This is a genomic window from Pseudofrankia coriaricola (genome assembly GCF_001854805.1).
GTDB lineage: Bacteria > Actinomycetota > Actinomycetes > Frankiales > Frankiaceae > Pseudofrankia.
Genome location: NZ_MBLO01000069.1, coordinates 88,851 through 107,457, shown reverse-complemented (window position 1 = coordinate 107,457; position 18,607 = coordinate 88,851). Strand labels below are relative to the sequence as shown.

13 protein-coding genes and 1 pseudogene are annotated in these 18,607 nt (G+C 72.7%); 7 read left to right on the top strand and 7 right to left on the bottom strand.

All coding sequences use genetic code 11. The features are described from left to right. Positions 1-37: 37 nt before the first annotated feature. Positions 38-2,377: an acyl-CoA dehydrogenase family protein gene (locus BCD48_RS12645; protein ID WP_071048560.1), complete on the bottom strand. Its 2,340-nt coding sequence runs from the start codon at positions 2,375-2,377 to the stop codon at positions 38-40. 253 nt (positions 2,378-2,630) lie between these two features. On the opposite strand from BCD48_RS12645, the gene BCD48_RS12640 reads away from it, so the two are divergent. Then, positions 2,631-3,626 carry an aromatic ring-hydroxylating oxygenase subunit alpha gene (locus BCD48_RS12640; protein WP_071048554.1) on the top strand — a complete coding sequence of 332 codons (996 nt, stop codon included), beginning with the start codon at positions 2,631-2,633 and terminating at the stop codon, positions 3,624-3,626. A 434-nt stretch (positions 3,627-4,060) separates the two neighbouring features. Then, on the top strand, positions 4,061-4,348 hold the full coding sequence (locus BCD48_RS12635) for a putative quinol monooxygenase (RefSeq protein WP_071048553.1): 288 nt from the start codon (positions 4,061-4,063) through the stop codon (positions 4,346-4,348). 40 nt (positions 4,349-4,388) lie between these two features. Here BCD48_RS12635 and BCD48_RS12630 read toward each other — a convergent pair whose 3' ends face one another. Then, positions 4,389-5,240, bottom strand: a complete 852-nt coding sequence (locus BCD48_RS12630) for an SGNH/GDSL hydrolase family protein (protein ID WP_241841677.1) — start codon at positions 5,238-5,240, stop codon at positions 4,389-4,391. Positions 5,241-5,399: 159 nt separating this feature from the next. On the opposite strand from BCD48_RS12630, the gene BCD48_RS12625 reads away from it, so the two are divergent. The 4 genes from BCD48_RS12625 to BCD48_RS12610 all read left to right on the top strand — a co-directional run bounded on the left by BCD48_RS12625 (position 5,400) and on the right by BCD48_RS12610 (position 12,520). After that, positions 5,400-5,714: a hypothetical protein gene (locus tag BCD48_RS12625; protein ID WP_131803952.1), complete on the top strand. Its 315-nt coding sequence runs from the start codon at positions 5,400-5,402 to the stop codon at positions 5,712-5,714. Between the two features lie 627 nt (positions 5,715-6,341). Then, positions 6,342-7,370 (top strand): hypothetical protein, encoded by a 1,029-nt coding sequence (locus BCD48_RS12620; RefSeq protein ID WP_131803950.1) that lies wholly within the window; start codon positions 6,342-6,344, stop codon positions 7,368-7,370. Positions 7,371-7,464: 94 nt separating this feature from the next. Further along, positions 7,465-10,434, top strand: a complete 2,970-nt coding sequence (gene ppc, locus BCD48_RS12615) for a phosphoenolpyruvate carboxylase (RefSeq protein ID WP_083418534.1) — start codon at positions 7,465-7,467, stop codon at positions 10,432-10,434. A gap of 130 nt (positions 10,435-10,564) precedes the next feature. After that, on the top strand, positions 10,565-12,520 hold the full coding sequence (locus tag BCD48_RS12610; protein WP_071048549.1) for a M13 family metallopeptidase: 1,956 nt from the start codon (positions 10,565-10,567) through the stop codon (positions 12,518-12,520). A 257-nt stretch (positions 12,521-12,777) separates the two neighbouring features. Here BCD48_RS12610 and BCD48_RS53455 read toward each other — a convergent pair whose 3' ends face one another. The 4 genes and pseudogenes from BCD48_RS53455 to BCD48_RS12595 all read right to left on the bottom strand — a co-directional run bounded on the left by BCD48_RS53455 (position 12,778) and on the right by BCD48_RS12595 (position 15,494). Then, positions 12,778-13,110 (bottom strand): hypothetical protein, encoded by a 333-nt coding sequence (locus BCD48_RS53455; protein WP_071048548.1) that lies wholly within the window; start codon positions 13,108-13,110, stop codon positions 12,778-12,780. 44 nt (positions 13,111-13,154) lie between these two features. Then, positions 13,155-13,316 (bottom strand): annotated as a pseudogene (locus BCD48_RS55555) (NUDIX domain-containing protein); the annotation flags it as partial. Positions 13,317-13,399: 83 nt separating this feature from the next. Beyond that, positions 13,400-14,512 carry an ABC transporter substrate-binding protein gene (locus BCD48_RS12600; RefSeq protein ID WP_071048547.1) on the bottom strand — a complete coding sequence of 371 codons (1,113 nt, stop codon included), beginning with the start codon at positions 14,510-14,512 and terminating at the stop codon, positions 13,400-13,402. Between the two features lie 202 nt (positions 14,513-14,714). After that, the gene (locus BCD48_RS12595) at positions 14,715-15,494 is read right to left on the bottom strand and encodes an SDR family oxidoreductase (protein WP_071048546.1); all 780 of its coding nucleotides are present in this window, start codon (positions 15,492-15,494) and stop codon (positions 14,715-14,717) included. 149 nt (positions 15,495-15,643) lie between these two features. On the opposite strand from BCD48_RS12595, the gene BCD48_RS12590 reads away from it, so the two are divergent. Next, entirely contained in the window at positions 15,644-16,702 is a 1,059-nt protein-coding gene (locus tag BCD48_RS12590) for an NAD(P)H-dependent amine dehydrogenase family protein (protein WP_071048545.1), read from the top strand. Between the two features lie 152 nt (positions 16,703-16,854). On the opposite strand, the gene BCD48_RS12585 is transcribed toward BCD48_RS12590, so the two are convergent. Next, on the bottom strand, positions 16,855-18,576 hold the full coding sequence (locus BCD48_RS12585; protein WP_071048544.1) for a class I adenylate-forming enzyme family protein: 1,722 nt from the start codon (positions 18,574-18,576) through the stop codon (positions 16,855-16,857). Positions 18,577-18,607 lie beyond the last annotated feature (31 nt).

Here is an 18,607-nt window from a genome sequence, read left to right as displayed (position 1 = left end):
TTATATATATAGATGATTAACCTGGCGGATGGAGGCGTCAAGTCTGAGCTGGCCGGGCGGCGGTCTCACCACCCCCGTCAGGCTGGCGACGGGTACCCTGGCGGGTCTTCGGGAGGCCGAGGCGCTGTTCGGCGACAAGGTTGCGGGCGATCTCGGTGGTGCCGCCCTGGATGGTGACGACGCAGGAGTGGCGGGCGGCTCGCTCGATCTCGCCGCCGGCGGCCGCTGGGACGGTGCCTTCGCCGGAGGGCGCGCGCAGGATGCCACCAAGGCCCACGGCATCCTGGAGCTCACGGCTGGCACGCTGGTAGGCGGTGGACGCGAACAGCTTCGCGATCGTGCCCGCGACCGCGGGGGACTGCCCGGAGACGTTCAGCCAGGCGGTGCGCTGGGTGAGCAGGAAGGCGGCCTCGGCGTCGACGCGGGCGTGCGCGATCGCGGTCAGCACGGCCGGGTCGTCGGCCGGTCGCCCCCCGCCTGGCCAGCTGCCGGCCGGCCCGGGGACGCGGGCCCAGGCCGTCACGTCGGCGAGCAGTGGTTCGAGCATCGCGGTGCTGCCCATGACGCCGCGTTCCAGGCTCAGCCCGATGGCCATGACCCGCCAGCCCTCGTCCACGTCGCCGACCCGGCAGGAGTCCGGGACGATCACGTCGTCGTAGAAGACGACGTTGGTCCGCTCGTCGGCGATCGTGTGGATCGGCTGGATCGTGATGCCCGGGGCGTCCATCGGGACGAGGAACATCGTCAGGCCGCGGTGCTTGGGGACGTCGGGGTTCGTGCGGGTCAGCAGCAGGCAGTGGGCCGCGGTGTGCGCGAGGGTGGTCCACATCTTCTGGCCGTTGATCCGCCAGGCGGTGCGCGCGTCGTCCACGGGGGTGGCCCGGGTACGCGCGGCGGCGACGTCGGAACCGGAGCCCGGCTCGGAGTAGCCGAGGACCGCGGTGGCCTCGCCGGTCAGCAGCCGGGGCAGCACGTCGGCCCGCAGCGCCGGGCCGCCGATCTGGTCGAGCACCCCGGCGACGATCATGGTGGTGCCGATGCCGTGGTACGGAGCGTCGGCGAGCTCCAGTTCGCGGAAGAGCGCGCCCAGTTCGTAGGGATCCCTGGCGGCGCGCCCGCCCGGTGCCGAGGCGGCAAGCCAGCCGCGTTCGGCCAGGGCCTGGTGCAGCGCGGGGACGTGCACGGTGCCGGTCCGGCGTGCCTCGCGGCGAACCTCGTCGGTCAGCCAGGACCGGACGAAGGCCCGGACCTCGGCGGCGAACGCGGCGACCGACGGGCTGTGGGCGAAGTCCGTCCCGCCGACGCCGTCGGCACCGGGCTGGGCCGGCGTGCCGGCCGACGACGCGGGGGCGGCGTCGGCGACGGAGCTGTCGACGAGGGCGCGGCCCAGCTCGCGCGCGAGGGCGAGGGGGGCGCCGGCTAGCACCGGGTAGGCGCGGGCGCGGCGGAAGAACAGCTGCGCGTCGTGTTCGACGGCGACCCCGAGGCCGCCGTGGTACTGAACGGCGCGGTCGGCGGCGTGCCGGGCGGCGTCGGTGGCCATCAAGGCGGCCATCCCGGCGAGCTGGCCGCCGTCGGCGCCGGTCTCCGACCGCCGCCCGGTGTCCAGGCTCCAGGCCGCCTCCCGCGCCAGCAGCGCCGCGGCGTCGACCAGTCCCGGCAGGTCCGCGAGGCCGTGCTGCACTCCCTGGAACGAGCCGATCGGCACGCCGAACTGGACGCGCTCCTTCACCCACCGGGTCGCCAGCTCCAGCGCGCCGTCGGCGAGCCCGGCCAGCCATCCGGCCATCAGGACCAGCCACTCCGAGCGTGCCCGTTCGAACGCGACCACCGCCGGACCGCCGCCGAGCACCATCGCGCCGCGCAGGTCGCGGTCGGCGATGGGCAGGTCGGCCTGATTGGCGACGGCGACGCCGGGAGGAGTGGAACGCGCCGCGACCAGTCGCCCGTCGACGACGGCCAGGACCAGGCCGGCGACCGCCCCCGCTGGCACCGCCACGCCGACGCCCGCGCGCACCCGCGTCGCCAGTGTCGCGACCAGCTCGCCGGCGACGACGGCGGGCAGGTCGGGATGCTCCGGCGCGGCCGTCGCGAGCAGCCGCGCGGCCGCGACGTGCTCCGCGAACGGCACCGGCGCGAGCACCCGGCCGAGCTCCACGGCCGCGACGGCCGGCGCGTGCAGGCCGGTACCGCCGCCGCCGTGCTCCTCGGCGACCGCGAGCCCCGGCAGCCCGGCCGCGCACAGCTCGGCCCACAGCCCCGGGTCGTGCCCGAGCGGTTCGGCAGCCCGCGCCGCCGCCAGCCCTGGACGCCGGGCGAGCACCGCCAGGACCAGCTCCCGCGCCGCCCGCGACGCCTCGTCCAGCGACAGGTCCATCCGCGTCTCCCGAGGGTCGGCCGCCATTCGGCTGGGACGGCGGGGCCGTCTGGCCCGACACCGTCCGTTGATATGTATATATTATTCGGGTCGGCGCCTCGTCCATCGAGGCCCGCCCAAGCGGCCCGCGCACTGGCCCCGGCGCACGGGACCCACCCAGGCCGCGCGACGGCCACCGGCCGCGGCCGCGCACCACCCTTGCCGCTTCGACCTGGCGCTAGATAAATCTAGAGCTTTTAGCGAGGGACGTCAGATGAAGGTTCCGTTCACCTGGAAGCCAACCGGCTGGTTCATGGTCGGCTGGTCGGCCGAGTTCCCCACCGGCCAAGGCCGCCCGCTGCGGTACCTCGGTGAGGACCTGGTCGCCTACCGGGACGACAACGGCGGGCTGCATGTCCTGCAGGCACACTGCCGACACCTCGGCGCGCACCTCGGCCACGGTGGCAAGGTCAACGGCGACTGCATCGAGTGCCCGTTCCACGGCTGGGGCTGGGGGCCGGACGGCCGGAACCGCTACATCCCCTACCAGGACCGGCCCAACCGCGCCGCCCAGCTGCGGGTGTGGCCCGTGCGGGAGCAGTACGGCTGCGTGTTCATCTGGCACCAGCCCAACGGCCAGGCGCCCCGCTGGGAGATGCCCGACATCTTCACGGTGTTCCCGCAGTTCGAGACCGACCCCGCCGCCTACTACCCGCCCTACCCGGCCCTGTCCCGCAAAGTGGAGCGCGAGCCGGTACACCCGCAGATCCCGGGCGAGAACGCGGCCGACAGCATGCACTTCCAGTACGTCCACCACGCCACCGTCACCCCGGTCCTGCTCAACTGGGAGTCCGACGACAACGGATGGCTGTTCGAGACCGGCTGGCCCGACAGGCGCAGCGACGACCCGGACGTGATGGCGCTGCGGATCCACAGCTACCTGTTCGGCCTCGGCGGCGCGATCAGCGCGTTCGCCGGCGCGGACAACTACCGCCTCATCTTCGCGACCACACCGGTCGAGGACGGCTGCTCGGACATGTTCTACTCGATCTGGTGGCCCCGGATCCCCGGCGACGAGTCCGACGCCCCGCCGCCCGACGTCCTCGAACGCCTCGAGAAGGAATTCCTCTCCACCCTCGACGACGACCTCGAGATCTGGCGCTACCAGGACTACATCGAGCACCCCACCCTGGCCATCCAGGACGCCAAGCCCTACATGGCCTACCGCCGCTGGGCAACCCAGTTCTACGAGATCCCGGCCGGCGAATAGCCACCACGGACGCCGGACATCCGCATCTCGGCACCGCCCGCGCGAGGCGCTGGCGCCCGTCCATCCGGCCGGATGGACGGGCGCCCGGGGCCGGTCAGGCGGGCCAGCCGGCGTGGTCGCGGGCCCGCCTGATCAGCGTGGAGAGCGGTGGCAGCTGGGTCGGCGTGCCGACGAGGAATCTCGAGCTGACCTACAAGAGGATGCGGATCCGAACTGGATAGGGGATCAGAGCTCGGATCTGGGTACAGTCCTGGCGATCTTTCGTGGCGAGAGGCGGGTGAACGTTGCCGGGACGGCACTGGTCGCAGTCGTCGCCCTGACGAGGCGCGGCCAGATGCGTTGCGCTCAGTTCGTCGCCTGGCGATGAGCCGCGAAGCGCAGGGGAGTCTGTTCCGCACGTCGGTCGCGGCGTCGAGGCTCGGAAAGGGGACTTCATGATTATCGTCGCGGGGCAGATCCTGGTAGACCCTGCCGAGCGAGATCGCTACCTCGTCGGCTGTGTCGGCGTTGTCGAGCACGCGCGCCGGACGCCGGGATGCCTCGACTTCGCCCTGAGTGCCGACCTGATCGACGCGGCACGGATCAACGTGTTCGAACGCTGGGAGACCCTGGAAGCCGTCGAGGCCTTCCGCGGCAGCGGCCCGAGCGACGAGCAGACCGCGGCGACACTCGCGGCGTACGTGGCTGAATATGACGTCGTGGATGTCCGCTCGCTCACCTGAGCCGCGGGCAGAGGCGCGGGCGGGCGGGCGCGGAGGCTGGTCAGGCCACGGTGGGTTTGACCAGGGCCCAGGTCGAGTGCTTCGCGTCCCGCCCGTCGCCGGAGGAGCGTCCGGTAAGTCGCCGCGCCAGCCAGGGGCGGACGTGGCGCCAGTAGTAGCCGGCCTCGGCGAGACGGCGAGACCGCGGCAGCACCTCGTCGGCCGGCGGGGGCGGGGGCGCCGCGACGCCGAGGGCCGCGAGGACGAACGTCGCGGCCCGGTGGTGGCCGAGCGGGTTGAGATGTAGCCGGTCCTCGGACCAGTAGCGCGCCTCGCGGATCTCGGTGTCGGCGAAGACGTTGACGAACAGCACGCCGCGGTCCCGGGCGAGGTCGGCGGCCGCGTCGGTCAGCTCGGCCGCGCGCCGGTGCAGCGTCCGGCCGAAGGGAAGCCGGTTGGAGGGGTCCGCGCCGGCGAGCAGGAGGGGAGTGACGCCCGCCTCCAGGCACCGGTCGACGGCCCTCGCCGTCAGGGCGCTCAGGCGCGCGACGTCGGCGCCCGGGCGCATCATGTCGTTGCCGCCGCCGTTGAGCGTCAGGATCGTCGGCGCCGGGTCGAGGGCGAGGGCGGCGTCGAGCTGCTCGGTGATGATCGGTTCGAGCAGCCGGCCGCGGACGGCGAGGTTGGCGTACCAGACCTCGGCCGGGTGGTGGTGCACGGCGAGCCCGGCCGCGACGAGGTCGGCCCAGCCGCGGGGAGCGCCGTCGTCTCGCTCGTCGCCGACGCCCTCGGTGAAGCTGTCCCCGATCGCGACATAGCGCACAACCGCCTCCTCCGCGACATGCCCGGCGGCGCGGCCGCGCCCCGAGGCCACCTCGCTGGTGACCGTCGGTGGCTGTCGCTCGACACGCACGGCGGCCGACGCACCTGAATGCCCAGCTCATCCGGTCTCGTATGCCATGATGCCTCGGTGGCACTCACGGGCCGCAACGGGGGTAAAGTGAATATGATCTTTGAACGATGTGTGGTCTGCGGGAATCGCCCGGAGCCCACCTGCCACCTAGCTGTCTCCTTGCCCGAAGGGCGGCCGGGAGTGGTGTGCGGCGACCATGACTCGACGGTGTCGGGCTTCCGCGAGGACCTGCTCTTCTGCCTGTTCCGCTTCCACGGCTTGGCGATCGGTGACGCCGGTGCCATGGCCACCGCGGAGGCGATCGCCGATCGTGTCATCGAGGCGCTCGCCGCGGACGGGTCCGCCACCGGGTCTCGATCCCGCGCTGACCGTCCGCCGCGGCTGACGCCCCTGAAGGGGGCGGCCACGGCGGCCAGCACGGCCGCGCTCCGACGGCACGGACGCCCAGTCGACGCCTCCTGCGGATGCTCGTGAACGGCGCGGCAACCCGCGGTTAGCAGAACTCGGGCCCAGGAGTCGACCCGCGCTTCGAACCACCGGTTCGTATCCATTGATCAGATCGTCGAAGCCGAGCCATCGACCAACTCATCGACGTACGGAAATTCGGTCTGATCAGGTCCGGGCCAGATAGCCAGCTCGAGCTCCATCGGTACAGTGACCGCCGACAGTCAGCTCCGACAAGCGTCGCCCGAGCCTCATCACGGAAGATCGCGCGGACGGTACCCGGATTCGACTCCGAGCCCCCACCGGTTCGGATCCGGATACAGACCCGCCGCTGAGGCTCACGGCGGGGCGATGCCGGCGGTCCAACCTTCACCGAAGCGGCACCAGCCAGCCGAACGCGCGAAGGCGGCCGGCTCCATCGTCGCGGCCAGGAGACCGCCAACGTGCCGGCTCGTCGACGTTACAGTCAGCCCCACTCCCCCAACGGTCCGTCTATCTCCACTGAATTAGCCCAACACCCTGACGCGTCGGCGAAACCGGCGGCGTGCTCGCCTGATGCCCGGACATGCTGGCCACGGATCTTTGTCCTGATTGACGGTGGGAAGCGGGACCGGGATGGCGCGTTGGCGCGAACGGCGGGGGCCGGGTGAGCACACCGTGGGCACGCCGTCCTCGGCGACGCCCCCAGCCGAGGAGAAGACGCCGCGGAAGCCGGCCTCGTACACACCGGCGGACACACGGGCCTCAGGCCGGCCGCCCTCGAGCCGGCCGCCCGCCGGCCGGGCCGGCAGGCATGCCACCGCGCGCCGGCCGACGACTGGTCAGCCGGCTGGTCCGCCGCCGGGGGACGACGCGGCACTGGCCCCGCGGGCAGCCGGGCCGCCGCCCGGCCGGCCGCGGCGCCGAGTCCGGATCCTCATCGGCGCCGGGGTGGCCGTCGTGCTGGTGGCCGCGGGAACGGTCACCCTCACCGCCACGCCCGCCGGTGACGGGGCGCGGAGCTGGGTCTGCCACGACTTCGACTGGGGCTGCGCCACCCCGTACGCCCTCACGGTCCAGACCGACCCGGACCAGATGACGCTGGGCGCGGCGAGCACCCCGCGCGTCGCCAGCTACGTGGCCGGCGAGGACGTGGGCATGCCACCGGCGCCTCCGGGGGGCCGCGACGACTGCTACGGCCGTGCGGCCTGGGCCGCGTCGCTCGGCGCGGTACCGGCGGACACCACCCCGGTCCAGCTCAACCTCACCGCCGGCCCGGACGAGACGGTCGAAGTTGTCGGGTTCACTCCGCGCCTCGACGGCCTGGCCAAGGAACCGAGACGCGGGCTCCTGCTCACATGCGCCGCGCCACCCGGCCTGGCGGGAGCGGTGACGAGCATCAACCTCGACATGGTGCTGTCGGCCGCCGGGGCCCGCGTCGTCGTTCCCGCGCCGGCCGGGCAGGCGAGCGTGCTGCCCCCGGGCGCGAGCGGCTCGTTCCTGCTCGCCGTGACGACCGCGACCTGCGACTGCCGCTGGCGGGTCGAGGTCGAGCTCGAAGTCGGCGACGAGAGGCGGATGATCACCGTCGGCCCGGACGGCGCCCGCGACGGCACCGCCGCTGACAACCCGGGCCAGCCCTCCTTCGAGACCACCGGCTCGTCGCAGGCACGTCCTGCCCGCTACATCCAGGGAACATGGCAGTGAGCGGACGGCGAGCACGGCCAGCGCCGGCCGCGCCGACATCGTTCGCATACCGCTGAGCGCGTCCCGCGCGAAGCCCGAGACCACCGGAGGCGGCGTGACGTCCAGGGACCACCGCGGCGAGGCACGGACAGACGGGACCGGTCCCGGGCCGGGCGCCGCGCAGGGACCGCACGCCGGAAGCACTGGGGGCGCCGGGAGCCGCGACGGGAGCGCCGGGAGCCGCGACGCAGGGACGTTCGCCGGCGGGGTGGCCTCGGACGTGCGGCACGCCGGAGTCCGCGCCGGGGTGCGCCGGCTCGGCCAGCTGCTCGGCGAGGCGCTGACCCGGCACGAGGGCGCCGAGCTGCTGGAGCTCGTCGAGCGGGTGCGCGCGCTCGCCCGCGGCGGTGACCGTGACGGCGCCGACCGTGACCGCGGTAACCGCGGTGACCTGCACCGGGTGCTCGCCGCCGTCGACCACCCGACGGCGATCGTGCTGGCGCGGGCGTTCACCGCGTACTTCCAGCTCGCCAACATCACCGAGCAGCTGCACCGGGCGCGCGAGCTGACTGACCGCCCGCGCGGCGCGCTCGAGGAGACCGGCGCCCGGATCGCCGCCGCCGTGGCCGCGGGCCAGCTCGACCCGGAGCTGCCCGCCCAGCTGGTGGACCGCCTCGAGCTGCGCCCGGTGTTCACCGCGCACCCGACCGAGGCGAGCCGCAGATCGGTGCTCGACGTGCTGCGCGGGATCGCCGAGCTGCTCGACGCCGCCGACGACCCACGCGCGCACCCCTCGCGGCGCGCCGTCGTCGACCGCCGCCTCGCCGAGGCCGTCGACGTGCTCTGGCAGACCGACGAGCTTCGGGTGGAGCGCCCGAAGCCGACCGACGAGGCCCGATCCGCCGCCTACTACCTGACGTCGATCGCCACCGACGTGCTGCCCGGCCTGCTGGAGGAGCTGGACGGCGCGCTCTCCCTGGTCGGGGCCGGGCTGCCGGTCACCGCGCGGCCGCTCCGGTTCGGCTCGTGGGCCGGCGGCGACCGGGACGGCAACCCGAACGTCACCCCGGCCGTCACGCTCGACGTGCTCACGCTGCAGCACGAGTTCGGCATCCGGGTCCTGCTCGGCGCCGTCGACGGCCTGATCAAGGACCTGACGGCCTCGACGCTGGTCGTCGAGGTCAGTGACGAGCTGCTGGCCAGCCTCGACGCCGACCGGGCCGCCCATCCGGAGGTATACGACCGGTTCATCCGGCTCAACGCCGCGGAGCCGTACCGGCTCAAGTGCAGCTACATCCTCGCCCGGCTGGCGGCGACCCGCGACCGGCTGGCCGCCGGCGCCGCGCACGTCCCCGGCCGCGACTACCTGAACCCCCGCGACCTGCTCGCCGACCTGACCGTGATGCACCGGTCGCTGTCGGAGCACCGGGGCGAGCTGGTGGCCGACGGGCCGCTGCGGCGCGCGATCCGGGTGGCGGCGGCGGTCGGGATGTCGCTCGCGACGCTCGACATCCGCGAACATGCCGAGCGCCACCACGCCGCGCTGGGCGCGCTCTACGACCGGCTCGGCGAGCTGCCCCGCCCGTACGCCGACCTCGACCGCGCCGAGCGGATCGCGCTGCTCTCGCGGGAGCTCGCGGGACGCCGGCCACTGTCCGGCGCGGCGGCGCCCGTCCCGGCCGACCCGACGGCGGCGGCCGTGCTGGAGCTGTTCACCACGATCCGGGTCGCGCTGGACCGGTTCGGCGACGACGTCATCGAAAGCTACATCGTGTCGATGACACGCGACGTCGACGACATACTCGCCGTCGTCGTGCTCGCCCGCGAGGCCGGCCTCGTCGACGTCAACCCCGGCCCAGCTCCGGGTGCCGGTGCCGGCGCCGGAGCGCGGGCGCGGATCGGGTTCGTGCCGCTGTTCGAGACGGTCGCCGAGCTGCGCGCCGCCGGGCGGCTGCTCGACGGCATGCTCGCCGACCCGTCCTACCGGGCGGTGGTCGCCGCGCGCGGCAACCTCCAGGAGATCATGCTCGGCTACTCCGACTCGTCCAAGGACGCCGGCATCACCGCGTCCCAGTGGGAGATCCACCGGGCGCAGCGGGAGCTGCGTGACGTCGCCCGCCGGCACGGCGTCGTGCTGCGGCTGTTCCACGGCCGCGGCGGCTCGGTCGGCCGGGGCGGCGGGCCAACCGGCGAGGCGATCCTGGCCCAGCCGTTCGGCACCCTCGACGGCCCGATCAAGGTGACCGAGCAGGGCGAGGTGATCTCGGACAAGTACACGCTGCCCCAGCTGGCCCGCCACAACCTGGAGATCGCGCTGGCCGCCGTGCTGGAGGCGTCGATCCTGCACCGCGCGTCCCGCCAGCCGGCGGACGTGCTGGCCGAGTGGGACCAGACGATGGACGCGGTGGCCGACTCGGCGCGCTCCGCCTACCGGGCGTTGACGGCCGACCCGGCGCTCGTGCCGTTCTTCCTGGCGGCGACTCCAGTCGACGAGCTCGGCCACCTCAACATCGGTTCCCGCCCGTCGCGCCGGCCGGGCGGCGCCGGCGGGCTCGCCGACCTGCGCGCGATCCCGTGGGTGTTCGGCTGGACCCAGTCCCGGATCATCCTGCCCGGCTGGTTCGGGGTCGGCACGGGGCTCGCCGCCGCGCGGGCGGCCGGCGCGGGCGACACCCTCGCCGAGATGTACCAGTCCTGGCACTTCTTCCGCACGTTCCTGAGCAACGTGTCGATGACGCTGGCGAAGACCGACCTGCGCATCGCCGCCGACTACGTCACCACGCTGGTGCCCGCCGAGCATGCCGGCCTGTTCGAGGTGATCCGCGCCGAGCATGAGCGCACGGTCGCCGAGGTGCTGGCCGTCACCGGGACGTCGACCCTGCTGGAGCACACGCCGGTGCTCCGCCAGACGCTGGAGGTACGCGACCTGTATCTCGCCCCGCTGCACGCGCTGCAGGTCTCCCTGCTCGCCCGCTCCCGCGCCGACGCCCAGGCCGACCCGGCCGGCGAGACCGACCCGCGCCTGCGCCGGGCCCTGCTGCTGACCATCAACGGCATCGCCGCGGGCCTGCGCAACACGGGCTGAGAAGGACCGGGCTCTGGGACGGGCTCACTGCCGCTGGGCCTGGTCACGGGCGGAGCGGCCGGGCCGCCGGCCGAAGGGTTCTTGGCGGGAGACTTCCCTGAACGCCCACTAGATTGGAGACTTTCGTTCCGTGAGCATCCTCGACGACGCCCGCGAGGGCATGGACCTCGACGTACGACCGCAGGACGACCTCTTCGGCCATGTGAACGGACGGTGGCTCGCCGAGGCGGAGATCCCGTCCGACCGCTCGAGCTGGGGCCCGTTCGTGCAGTTGGCCGACGCCGCCGAGCAGCAGGTCCGCGACATCATCACCCACCTTGCCGCGCAGGACCCGGCTACCCAGGGCGAGGACGCGCGGAAGATAGCCGACCTCTACAACTCCTTCCTGGACGTCGAGACGATCCGGGAGCTCGGCCTGGGCCCGGTGCGGCCGCTGCTGGACGCCGCCAGCGGCCTGAACGACATCCGCGACCTGGCCGCGTTCCTCGGTGAGCTCGAGCGGATCGGCGGCCATGGACTGTTCGGCTCCTACGTCGACACCGACGACCGCAACTCCGACCGCTACCTGTTCCACCTTGTTCAGGGAGGCCTCGGCCTGCCGGACGAGTCGTACTACCGCGACGAGAAGTTCGCCGAGATCCGGCAGAAGTACGTCGCCTACCTGACGCGCATGCTCGGCCTGGGCGAGCACCCCGACCCAGAGGGCGCCGCGGGGCGGATCCTCGCCCTGGACACCCTGCTCGCGAAGGGCCACTGGGAGCGGGCCGAGACCCGCGACGTCCAGAAGACCTACAACCTGATGACGACCGAGCAGCTGACGGCGCTCTGCCCGGCCTTCGCCTGGGACGTCTACGTCACCGGCCTCGGCGGGCAGCTGACCGGCCCGCACGCGACGCTGGCGGAGGTGTGCGTGCGGCAGCCGTCGTACCTCCGGCACCTGGCGACCGTGCTGACCGATACGCCGATCGAGGTGTGGCGCGAGTGGGCGCGCAGCCACGTGCTGCGCTCGGCCGCGCCCTACCTGCCGGACGCGTTCGTCGAGGCTCATTTCGACTTCTACGGCCGCACGCTCACCGGCACGCCCGAGCTGCGGGCCCGGTGGAAGCGCGCGGTGTCGTTCGTCGAGGGCGCGATCGGTGAGGCTGTCGGCAAGGAGTACGTCGCCCGCCACTTCCCGCCGCATGCCAAGGCGCAGATGGACGACCTGGTCGCGAACCTGCTCGCGGCCTACCGCGAGTCGATCTCCCGGCTGGACTGGATGACCGAGGGGACCAAGCGGCGGGCATACGAGAAGCTCGAGACGTTCCGGCCGAAGATCGGCTACCCCGACCAGTTCCGGGACTACTCGCGGCTACTCGTCCGCCGTGGCAACCTGATGGGCAACGCCCAGGCCGCCGCCGCGTTCGAGACCGACCGGGATCTGGCCAAGATCGGCTCTCCGGTCGACCGCGACGAGTGGTTCATGCTCCCGCAGACCGTCAACGCCTACTACAACCCCGGCACCAACGAGATCTGCTTCCCGGCCGGCATCCTGCAGAAGCCGTTCTTCAGCCCTGAGGCGCACCCGGCCGAGAACTACGGCGGTATCGGCGCGGTCATCGGCCACGAGGTCGGTCACGGCTTCGACGACCAGGGAGCGCAGTACGACAGCGCCGGCAACCTCAACGACTGGTGGTCCCCGGACGACAAGGCCGCCTTCGAGGTGAAGTCGAAGACGCTGGTGGAGCAGTACAACGGGTTCGAGCCGCGCAACCTGCCGGGCGAGAAGGTGAACGGCGCGCTCACCGTCGGCGAGAACATCGGCGATCTCGGCGGCCTGACCATCGCGCACCAGGCCTATGTCATCTCCCAGAGCGGCGAGGCGTCGCGCGACGACCGGCGGCGGCTGTTCATGAACTGGGCCTTCGTGTGGCGCACGAAGCGCCGGCTGGAGCTCGAGCGGCAGTACCTCACCACCGACCCCCACAGCCCGCCGGAGCTGCGCGCCAACATCGTGCGCAACCTCGACGAGTTCCACGAGGTCTTCGACACCGCACCGGGCGACGGACTATGGCTGGACCCGCCCGACCGGGTCCGCATCTGGTAGCCGGGTAGCCACCGGGGGCGCGGCGAGGCTCATCGCCGTCGCTCCCTCCCCGAGGCCCGGGCGACGATCTCGCCCGGGCCTCGGCGCCGGCTTCGCCGGAGCGTCTCCCCGTACCCGACGAGGCGTACCTCCGCTCAGCTGCCTTCAACGCTCAGGTCTTGGCCGACGGGCCACCGGGCGCGCCGGTCGTGCCAAGATCCGTCCATGCTCCGCTCCGTTGAGGTCACGGCTGCCCTGGCAGTACCCGTCTCGCCGTTTCACAACCTGCACTGGCGTCCCAGAATCGAGTTCCAGCTCGACTGCTTCGTCTGCGAGCGGACCGGCCGCACCACGGTGTTCGAGAACGGCGCGGAGCGAGCTGTCTGCTCCGGTGACTCGGAAAGCGGGCCACACTTGACTGCCGCGCGGATCACGTCCTTCGACCCCGCAAGCGAGAACGAGCGGAACACCGAGAACGTGACGTGCGGGTGGTAATCGGCATTGAGAATGCTACCCAGCGACGGGATGCCGTGTTCGTCCAGAGCGGCCCAGATCTGTCTGACCTGGCGGTCGGCGTGCTCGTCGAGGAAGAGTTCGATGGCATACGGCAAGGCAGTCTCCGACCCGCCGCGGCGACGAACGTTCCCAGTGGCCGCAGCTGGGCCAAGGCGAGCGGCAGGCCCAGCTCCTCGGCGACCTCGCGCACCGCGGCCTGCTCGAAGGACTCGCCGTGTTCCAGCTTCCCGCCGGGAAACATGAACCGCGACGTCCCGCTCTTGCGGACCGTCAGCACCCGGCCGGCAGCGTCCCGCAGCACCACGGCGCTCACTCGGATCACCGGGGATCCCGGCGAATCAATCGTCACGCGCTCACCCTGGGACTCCAAACCAGCCGACGAGCTCACCTGGGCTCGAACCTGGCGACGAGGCGGTGGGACCTGCGGTCGGGCTCGAAGGCGCGGGCGACCAGGTAGCTCGAGCCCATCCAGCCGCGGCGGGTCCACTGGCCGAAGGAGATCGTCGTTCCCGGGGCGCCGGATGCCGCCGGCACGAGCTTCACGCGTTCGAGGGCGTCCCGCACGCCGCGCGGCGACAGTGGCTCGGCGCCCGCGAACGCGCGTGCCAGCGCCGCGCCGGCGTCGTGGCACAGCCCCGGCGCGTAGTACTCCGGCCGGCGGCCGTACGCGGCCTCGAAGCGGTCCAGGAACCGCTGGCCGACCAGGTTCTCCTCGTCGTACTGCTCCAGCCCGACCCAGCCGACGTACGCGTCCCAGATCTCGTCCGAGAAGTACGCGTCCTCGAACGCGGTCCCCATGTACCGCGGCGGGTCCCACCCGGCGGCCTCGAGCGCCTCGTTGATCCGGATCACGCCGTAGCCGAAGCCGAGGTGCACGAGCGCGTCGGGCCGCGACCCGTGGATGGAGCGCACCGCGTCGGCGATGTCCTGCCCGGTCTGCGCGATGGTCTCCTCCGCGAGGATGCGCAGTCCCTGCTCGCGGCAGGCGTCGCGGAAACTGCGCCCGTACAGCTGGCCGATCACCGAGCGTTCTACGAGCACCCCGACCGTGCGCGCGCCGGCCCTGGCGGCGAGGTGCGCGAGGACGATCGGCTCGTCGGTCATCGACCCGTTCGGCAGCGCGAAAGTCCACTTCCCCAGCCACTGGTCGGCGCCGCAGACGCTGATCGACGGCACCCGGAACCGCCGCTCGATCTCCGGCCGCAGGGCGAGCGTGTTCTCGGAGATGTGCGGGCCGAAGACAGCGAGGCAGCCCTCGTCGACGAGCTCCCCGTAGGTGTCGATGACGGACTTCACGCTGCCGGTAGGTAACCCGTCGGCGTTCCGCTCGACGAGCTCCACCGACCGGTCGAGCAGACCGGACTCCCGCGCCTCGCGGAAGACCAGCGCCAGCGCGTCGAGAAAGTCCTGCCGGGTGTCGTACGCGCTCCCGGGCGGGATGGTGAAGTCCTGAAGCACCCCGAGCTTGATCGGCTCCGCCTGGTGTCCCACGGCCATGGTTCGTCTCCTGTCTCGTCGGCTGCCCCAGCCGGCGGCGTTCGCCTGTTGCCAGCCGTCTCGCGGAGCCGACGACCTCGATGCCATGGCGGTCTGCCGCCGGATGACTCGGGACAGCCAGGTCCGCCGACAGCCGAATCGGCGATGCGGGCGGTTCAGGTGTGCTACGTCGGGATCCAGGATGGCGGGCTGATGCCGGCGGTCAGGTCGTCCACTGTCCGCCGTTGACGCTCAGGTGCTGTCCGGTGACGGCGGCGGCCAGGTCGGAGCAGAGGAACAGCACGGCGCCGGCGCACTCGTCCGGTGTCGGTATGTGCCGCAGCGGCAGCGTGGCGCCCCGCCGGTCGAGCCACTCGTCGACGGTGATGCCCTCGGCCGCCGACTGGTGCTCGGCCGCGTGGAGGATGTTGTCGCCGAGCACGCCGCCGAGGAACACGCCGTTGACACGGATGCCCCACTGCCCGGCCTCGACCGCCAGGGTGCGGGCGACGGCGGCGAGTGCCGCCTTGGAGGCGGTGTAGGCCGCGAGGTTGGGCGGGTTCGACAGCACCGCGCCGCTGTTCACCAGGACGATCGCTCCACCGCCGCGCGCGCGGATCGCCGGGAGCGTGGCCTGGACGAGGTACAGGGTTCCGAAGAGGTTGACGTCGAAGACCGTCCGCCAGCTCGCGGGATCGGCATCGGCGACGGGGGCCCAGTCGCCCTCGTGGTGGGCGTTCTGGACCAGGAAGTCGACGCCGCCGAAGCGTTCCACCGCGGCCTCGACAAGGGCGGTGCAGGAGGCCCGGTCGGTGATGTCGGTCGGCACCACCAGCGGCTCGCGCCCGGCCTGGCGCACCTCGTCGGCCGCCGCCTCGAGGCGGGCCCGCTGCCGGGCGGCGAGGGCGACGTCGACACCCCGCCGGGCGAAGCCCAGCGCGATGCTGCGGCCCATGCCCGGGCCGACGCCAGTGACGATCGCGACCTGGTTGTCCTCGAACATCAGCCCTTCCTATCACCCGCCCGCTCCCTAAAGCTATATATCTTTAGGGAGAGGTGTTCGGGGAGGCTCCGACCCGCGGACCGCGGGCCACGGCGCCGGCACCGAGGGGTGCGCCGCGCGTGGAACACCCAGAGACGAGGAGATCGATCATGGCGACCTCACCTCCGCTGCGGGTCATCCAGTGGGCGATGGGCAGCATCGGGCAGATCTCGGTCCGGCACATGGTCGACAACCCGGCCTTCGAGGTGGTCGGCTGCTACGTCACCTCGGACGAGAAGGACGGCAGGGATGTCGGCGAGCTCGCCGGGATCGACCCGGTCGGCGTGGTCGCGACGCGCGACGCCGAGGCGCTCCTGGCACTGGACGCCGACTGCGTCAACTACGCGCCCCTGTACGTGGACCTCGACGAGATCGTCCGGATCCTTCGCAGCGGCAAGAACCTGGTGACGCCGTCCGGCTTCACCTTCCCGGCCGCGCTCGACGCCGACGTGCGCGAGCGGCTCGAGGCGGCCTGCCAGGAGGGCGGGGTGTCGCTGTTCGGTTCCGGGATCCACCCCGGGTTCGCCGGCGACCTGCTGCCCCTGACCTTCGCCCGGCTGGCATCCCGCATCGACGAGCTCGTCGTCCAGGAGGTGGGCGACTTCCGCAACCATCCCTCGGCGGCGATGATGTTCGACGGCCTCGGGTTCGGCCGGGACCCCGACGACCTGAAGGCCGACCCCCCGCGGATGTTCGACACCATGGGCCGGACCTTCAAGGAGTCGATCTACCTGCTGGCGTCGGGCCTGGGGATCGAGGTCGAGGACTACGACTTCGTGTGGGACACGGCGGTCGCGGTCCGGGACGTCACCGTGCGGGCCGGCTCGATCAAGAAGGGGCACGTCGCCGGGATGCGCCTCGAATGGCGCGTCTGGAATGGCGGCAAGCCGGTGGTGATCTTCCGGTCCTACTGGCGGATGGACGACACCACCGACCCCGACTGGGGGTACGAGAACGCCAAGTACGCCCTGTACTTCACCGGGCTGCCCTCGTTCCGGGTGAACTACGAGCCGACGGAGCCCGGCCCGAACGGCGACATCGGCTACTGGGGGCGGATCTGGACGGCCATGGCGGCCGTCAACGCCATCCCCACCGTCGTCGCCGCGCCGGCCGGCCTCCGGACCCACCTGGACCTGCCGCTGACCCAGCCGCCGCACCTGCACCGCTAGCCGATCCGGCTCATCCGCGTCGAGGGGCGTCGAGTCGTCGCGACGAAAAATCAAGCCCGTCCTGCTCCCGTCGGCGGCTTCCTGAACGACCGGCGCGGCACCATCGCCCCGCCGGGCTGATGGTCGGCAGCCGTAAGGCGGGGACCGCTGGTTCAGACGCCGTCGCCCCCGTCGCCCCCGTCGCCCTGTCCGCGGTCGGCGGAGGGTTCCGCCCCGGTGACCTGGGCGCGGATGACGGGCTTGAGCAGCTTGCCGGTCGCCGTGCGGGGGAGCGGGTCGTGGGCGAGGTGCCAGCGGGTGGGCACCTTGTAGTGCGCGAGGGTGGCCCGGCACCACGCGTCCAGGTCGCTCTCGTCCAGCCTCGCGTCCGGCCCGGCGACGACGGCGGCGCAGACCGCGTCACCGGTCAGCTCATCGTCGACCGCGAAGACGGCGGCCTCGACTACGTCGGGGTGCGCCTCCAGCCGGTGCTCGACCTCGGTCGGCGTGACGTTCTCCGCGCTGACGATGATCATGTCGCGGGCCCGGCTGTCGATGTACAGCAGGCCGTCGACGAGCCGGCCGACGTCCCCCATCGCCAGCCAGCCGCCGTCCTTGAGCACCTCGGCCGAGGCCTTGGCGTCGTTCCAGTAGCCGAGCATGAGGTAGGGGCTGCGGACGTGTACCTCGCCCAGCGTGCCGTCGGGTACCGGCGCGCCGAAAGGGTCGCGCACCTCGGCCGCGGTGGTCACGCTCGCCCGGCCGGTGGAGGTGGGGTGCCGCTCGAGGGCCGGTCCGCTGAGGTTGGCGACGACCGCCACGCTCTCGGTGCTGGCGTAGCCGATGCTGAGTGTCCGGGCCACCCCGGGGAAGGTCTCCCGGATCGCCCGCTGGACGGCGGGGCTGACCGGGGCGCCGCCGACGCCCATGTGGCGCAGGCTGGTCGTGTCGAACCGGTCGCGGCCCGGGAGGGCACAGACCCGTGGAGCCGCGCTGCCCAGCGCGAGCCAGCTGGTGACCCGCTCCCGTTCGATCGTGGCGAGCACGCGCTCGGGGTCGAAGCGTCCCGGCAGCAGCACCCCCGCCGTGCCGGCCGCGGCCGCGCGCAGCACGACGCCGTAGAGCATCGACGTGTGGAAGAGCGGTGAGGTCACGAGCACGACGTCGTCGCGGACGGGCAGGTCGTCGGCGGACGCCGGGACCGGCCGGCCCATGGCGGCCATCGCCAGCATCTCGGTGAACCTGTTGACCTGCTCCAGGCCGCACAGCCCCCGGTGCGCGGTGCTGACGGCCTTGGGCCGGCCGGTGGTGCCGCTGGTGAAGATGAGGACCGCGGGGTCGTCCTCGTCGACCGTGACCGGCGCGGGCCGTGCGCCGCGGTGGGCCCGGGCGAGGCCGGGCACCTCGTCGAGATCGAGCAACGGGAGAGTGGTGGCGGCCTCGGCCGCGCGCGCCAGGCGCGGCGCGTCCCCGATGACCAGCGACGGCTCGACCAGTGCCGAGGCGTGGGCGAACTCGTCGGGTGTCCACCAGCTGTTGAAGGCGGCGGGGATCGCTCCCGTCGTCGCGACGGCCCAGAAGGCGACGACCCACTCCCAGCGGTTCGCGGCATAGAGCGCGACGCGGTCGCCCGGGCGCGGCCCGTACGTGTCCCGCAGGGCCGCGGCGAGGGCGTCGACGTGTTCCAGGTGGGCGGCGAAGCTGAGCCGCACGTCGCCGTCGACCAGGTAGGTCCGCTCGCCGAACCCGGCCGTCCGGTCGAGGAGCTCGCGCAGCGACCGGGCCCGGTGCCGGAACACCGGCATCCGGACGCCGCGGACATCCTCGTCCACGACCTCGAAGTACGACCCGGGCGCCAGCAACGCGGCTCGCGTGTCGGTCCCGGCCACGGTCATCAGCGGGTCCTCCGTGACCAGTCCCCGGCGG

Coding starts and splice junctions, on each gene's coding strand:
- BCD48_RS12645 (WP_071048560.1), bottom strand. CDS start 2,377: ATGGACCTGTCGCTGGACGAGGCGTCGCGGGCGGCGCGGGAGCTGGTC.
- BCD48_RS12640 (WP_071048554.1), top strand. CDS start 2,631: ATGAAGGTTCCGTTCACCTGGAAGCCAACCGGCTGGTTCATGGTCGGC.
- BCD48_RS12635 (WP_071048553.1), top strand. CDS start 4,061: ATGATTATCGTCGCGGGGCAGATCCTGGTAGACCCTGCCGAGCGAGAT.
- BCD48_RS12600 (WP_071048547.1), bottom strand. CDS start 14,512: ATGGCCGTGGGACACCAGGCGGAGCCGATCAAGCTCGGGGTGCTTCAG.
- BCD48_RS12595 (WP_071048546.1), bottom strand. CDS start 15,494: ATGTTCGAGGACAACCAGGTCGCGATCGTCACTGGCGTCGGCCCGGGC.
- BCD48_RS12590 (WP_071048545.1), top strand. CDS start 15,644: ATGGCGACCTCACCTCCGCTGCGGGTCATCCAGTGGGCGATGGGCAGC.
- BCD48_RS12585 (WP_071048544.1), bottom strand. CDS start 18,576: ATGACCGTGGCCGGGACCGACACGCGAGCCGCGTTGCTGGCGCCCGGG.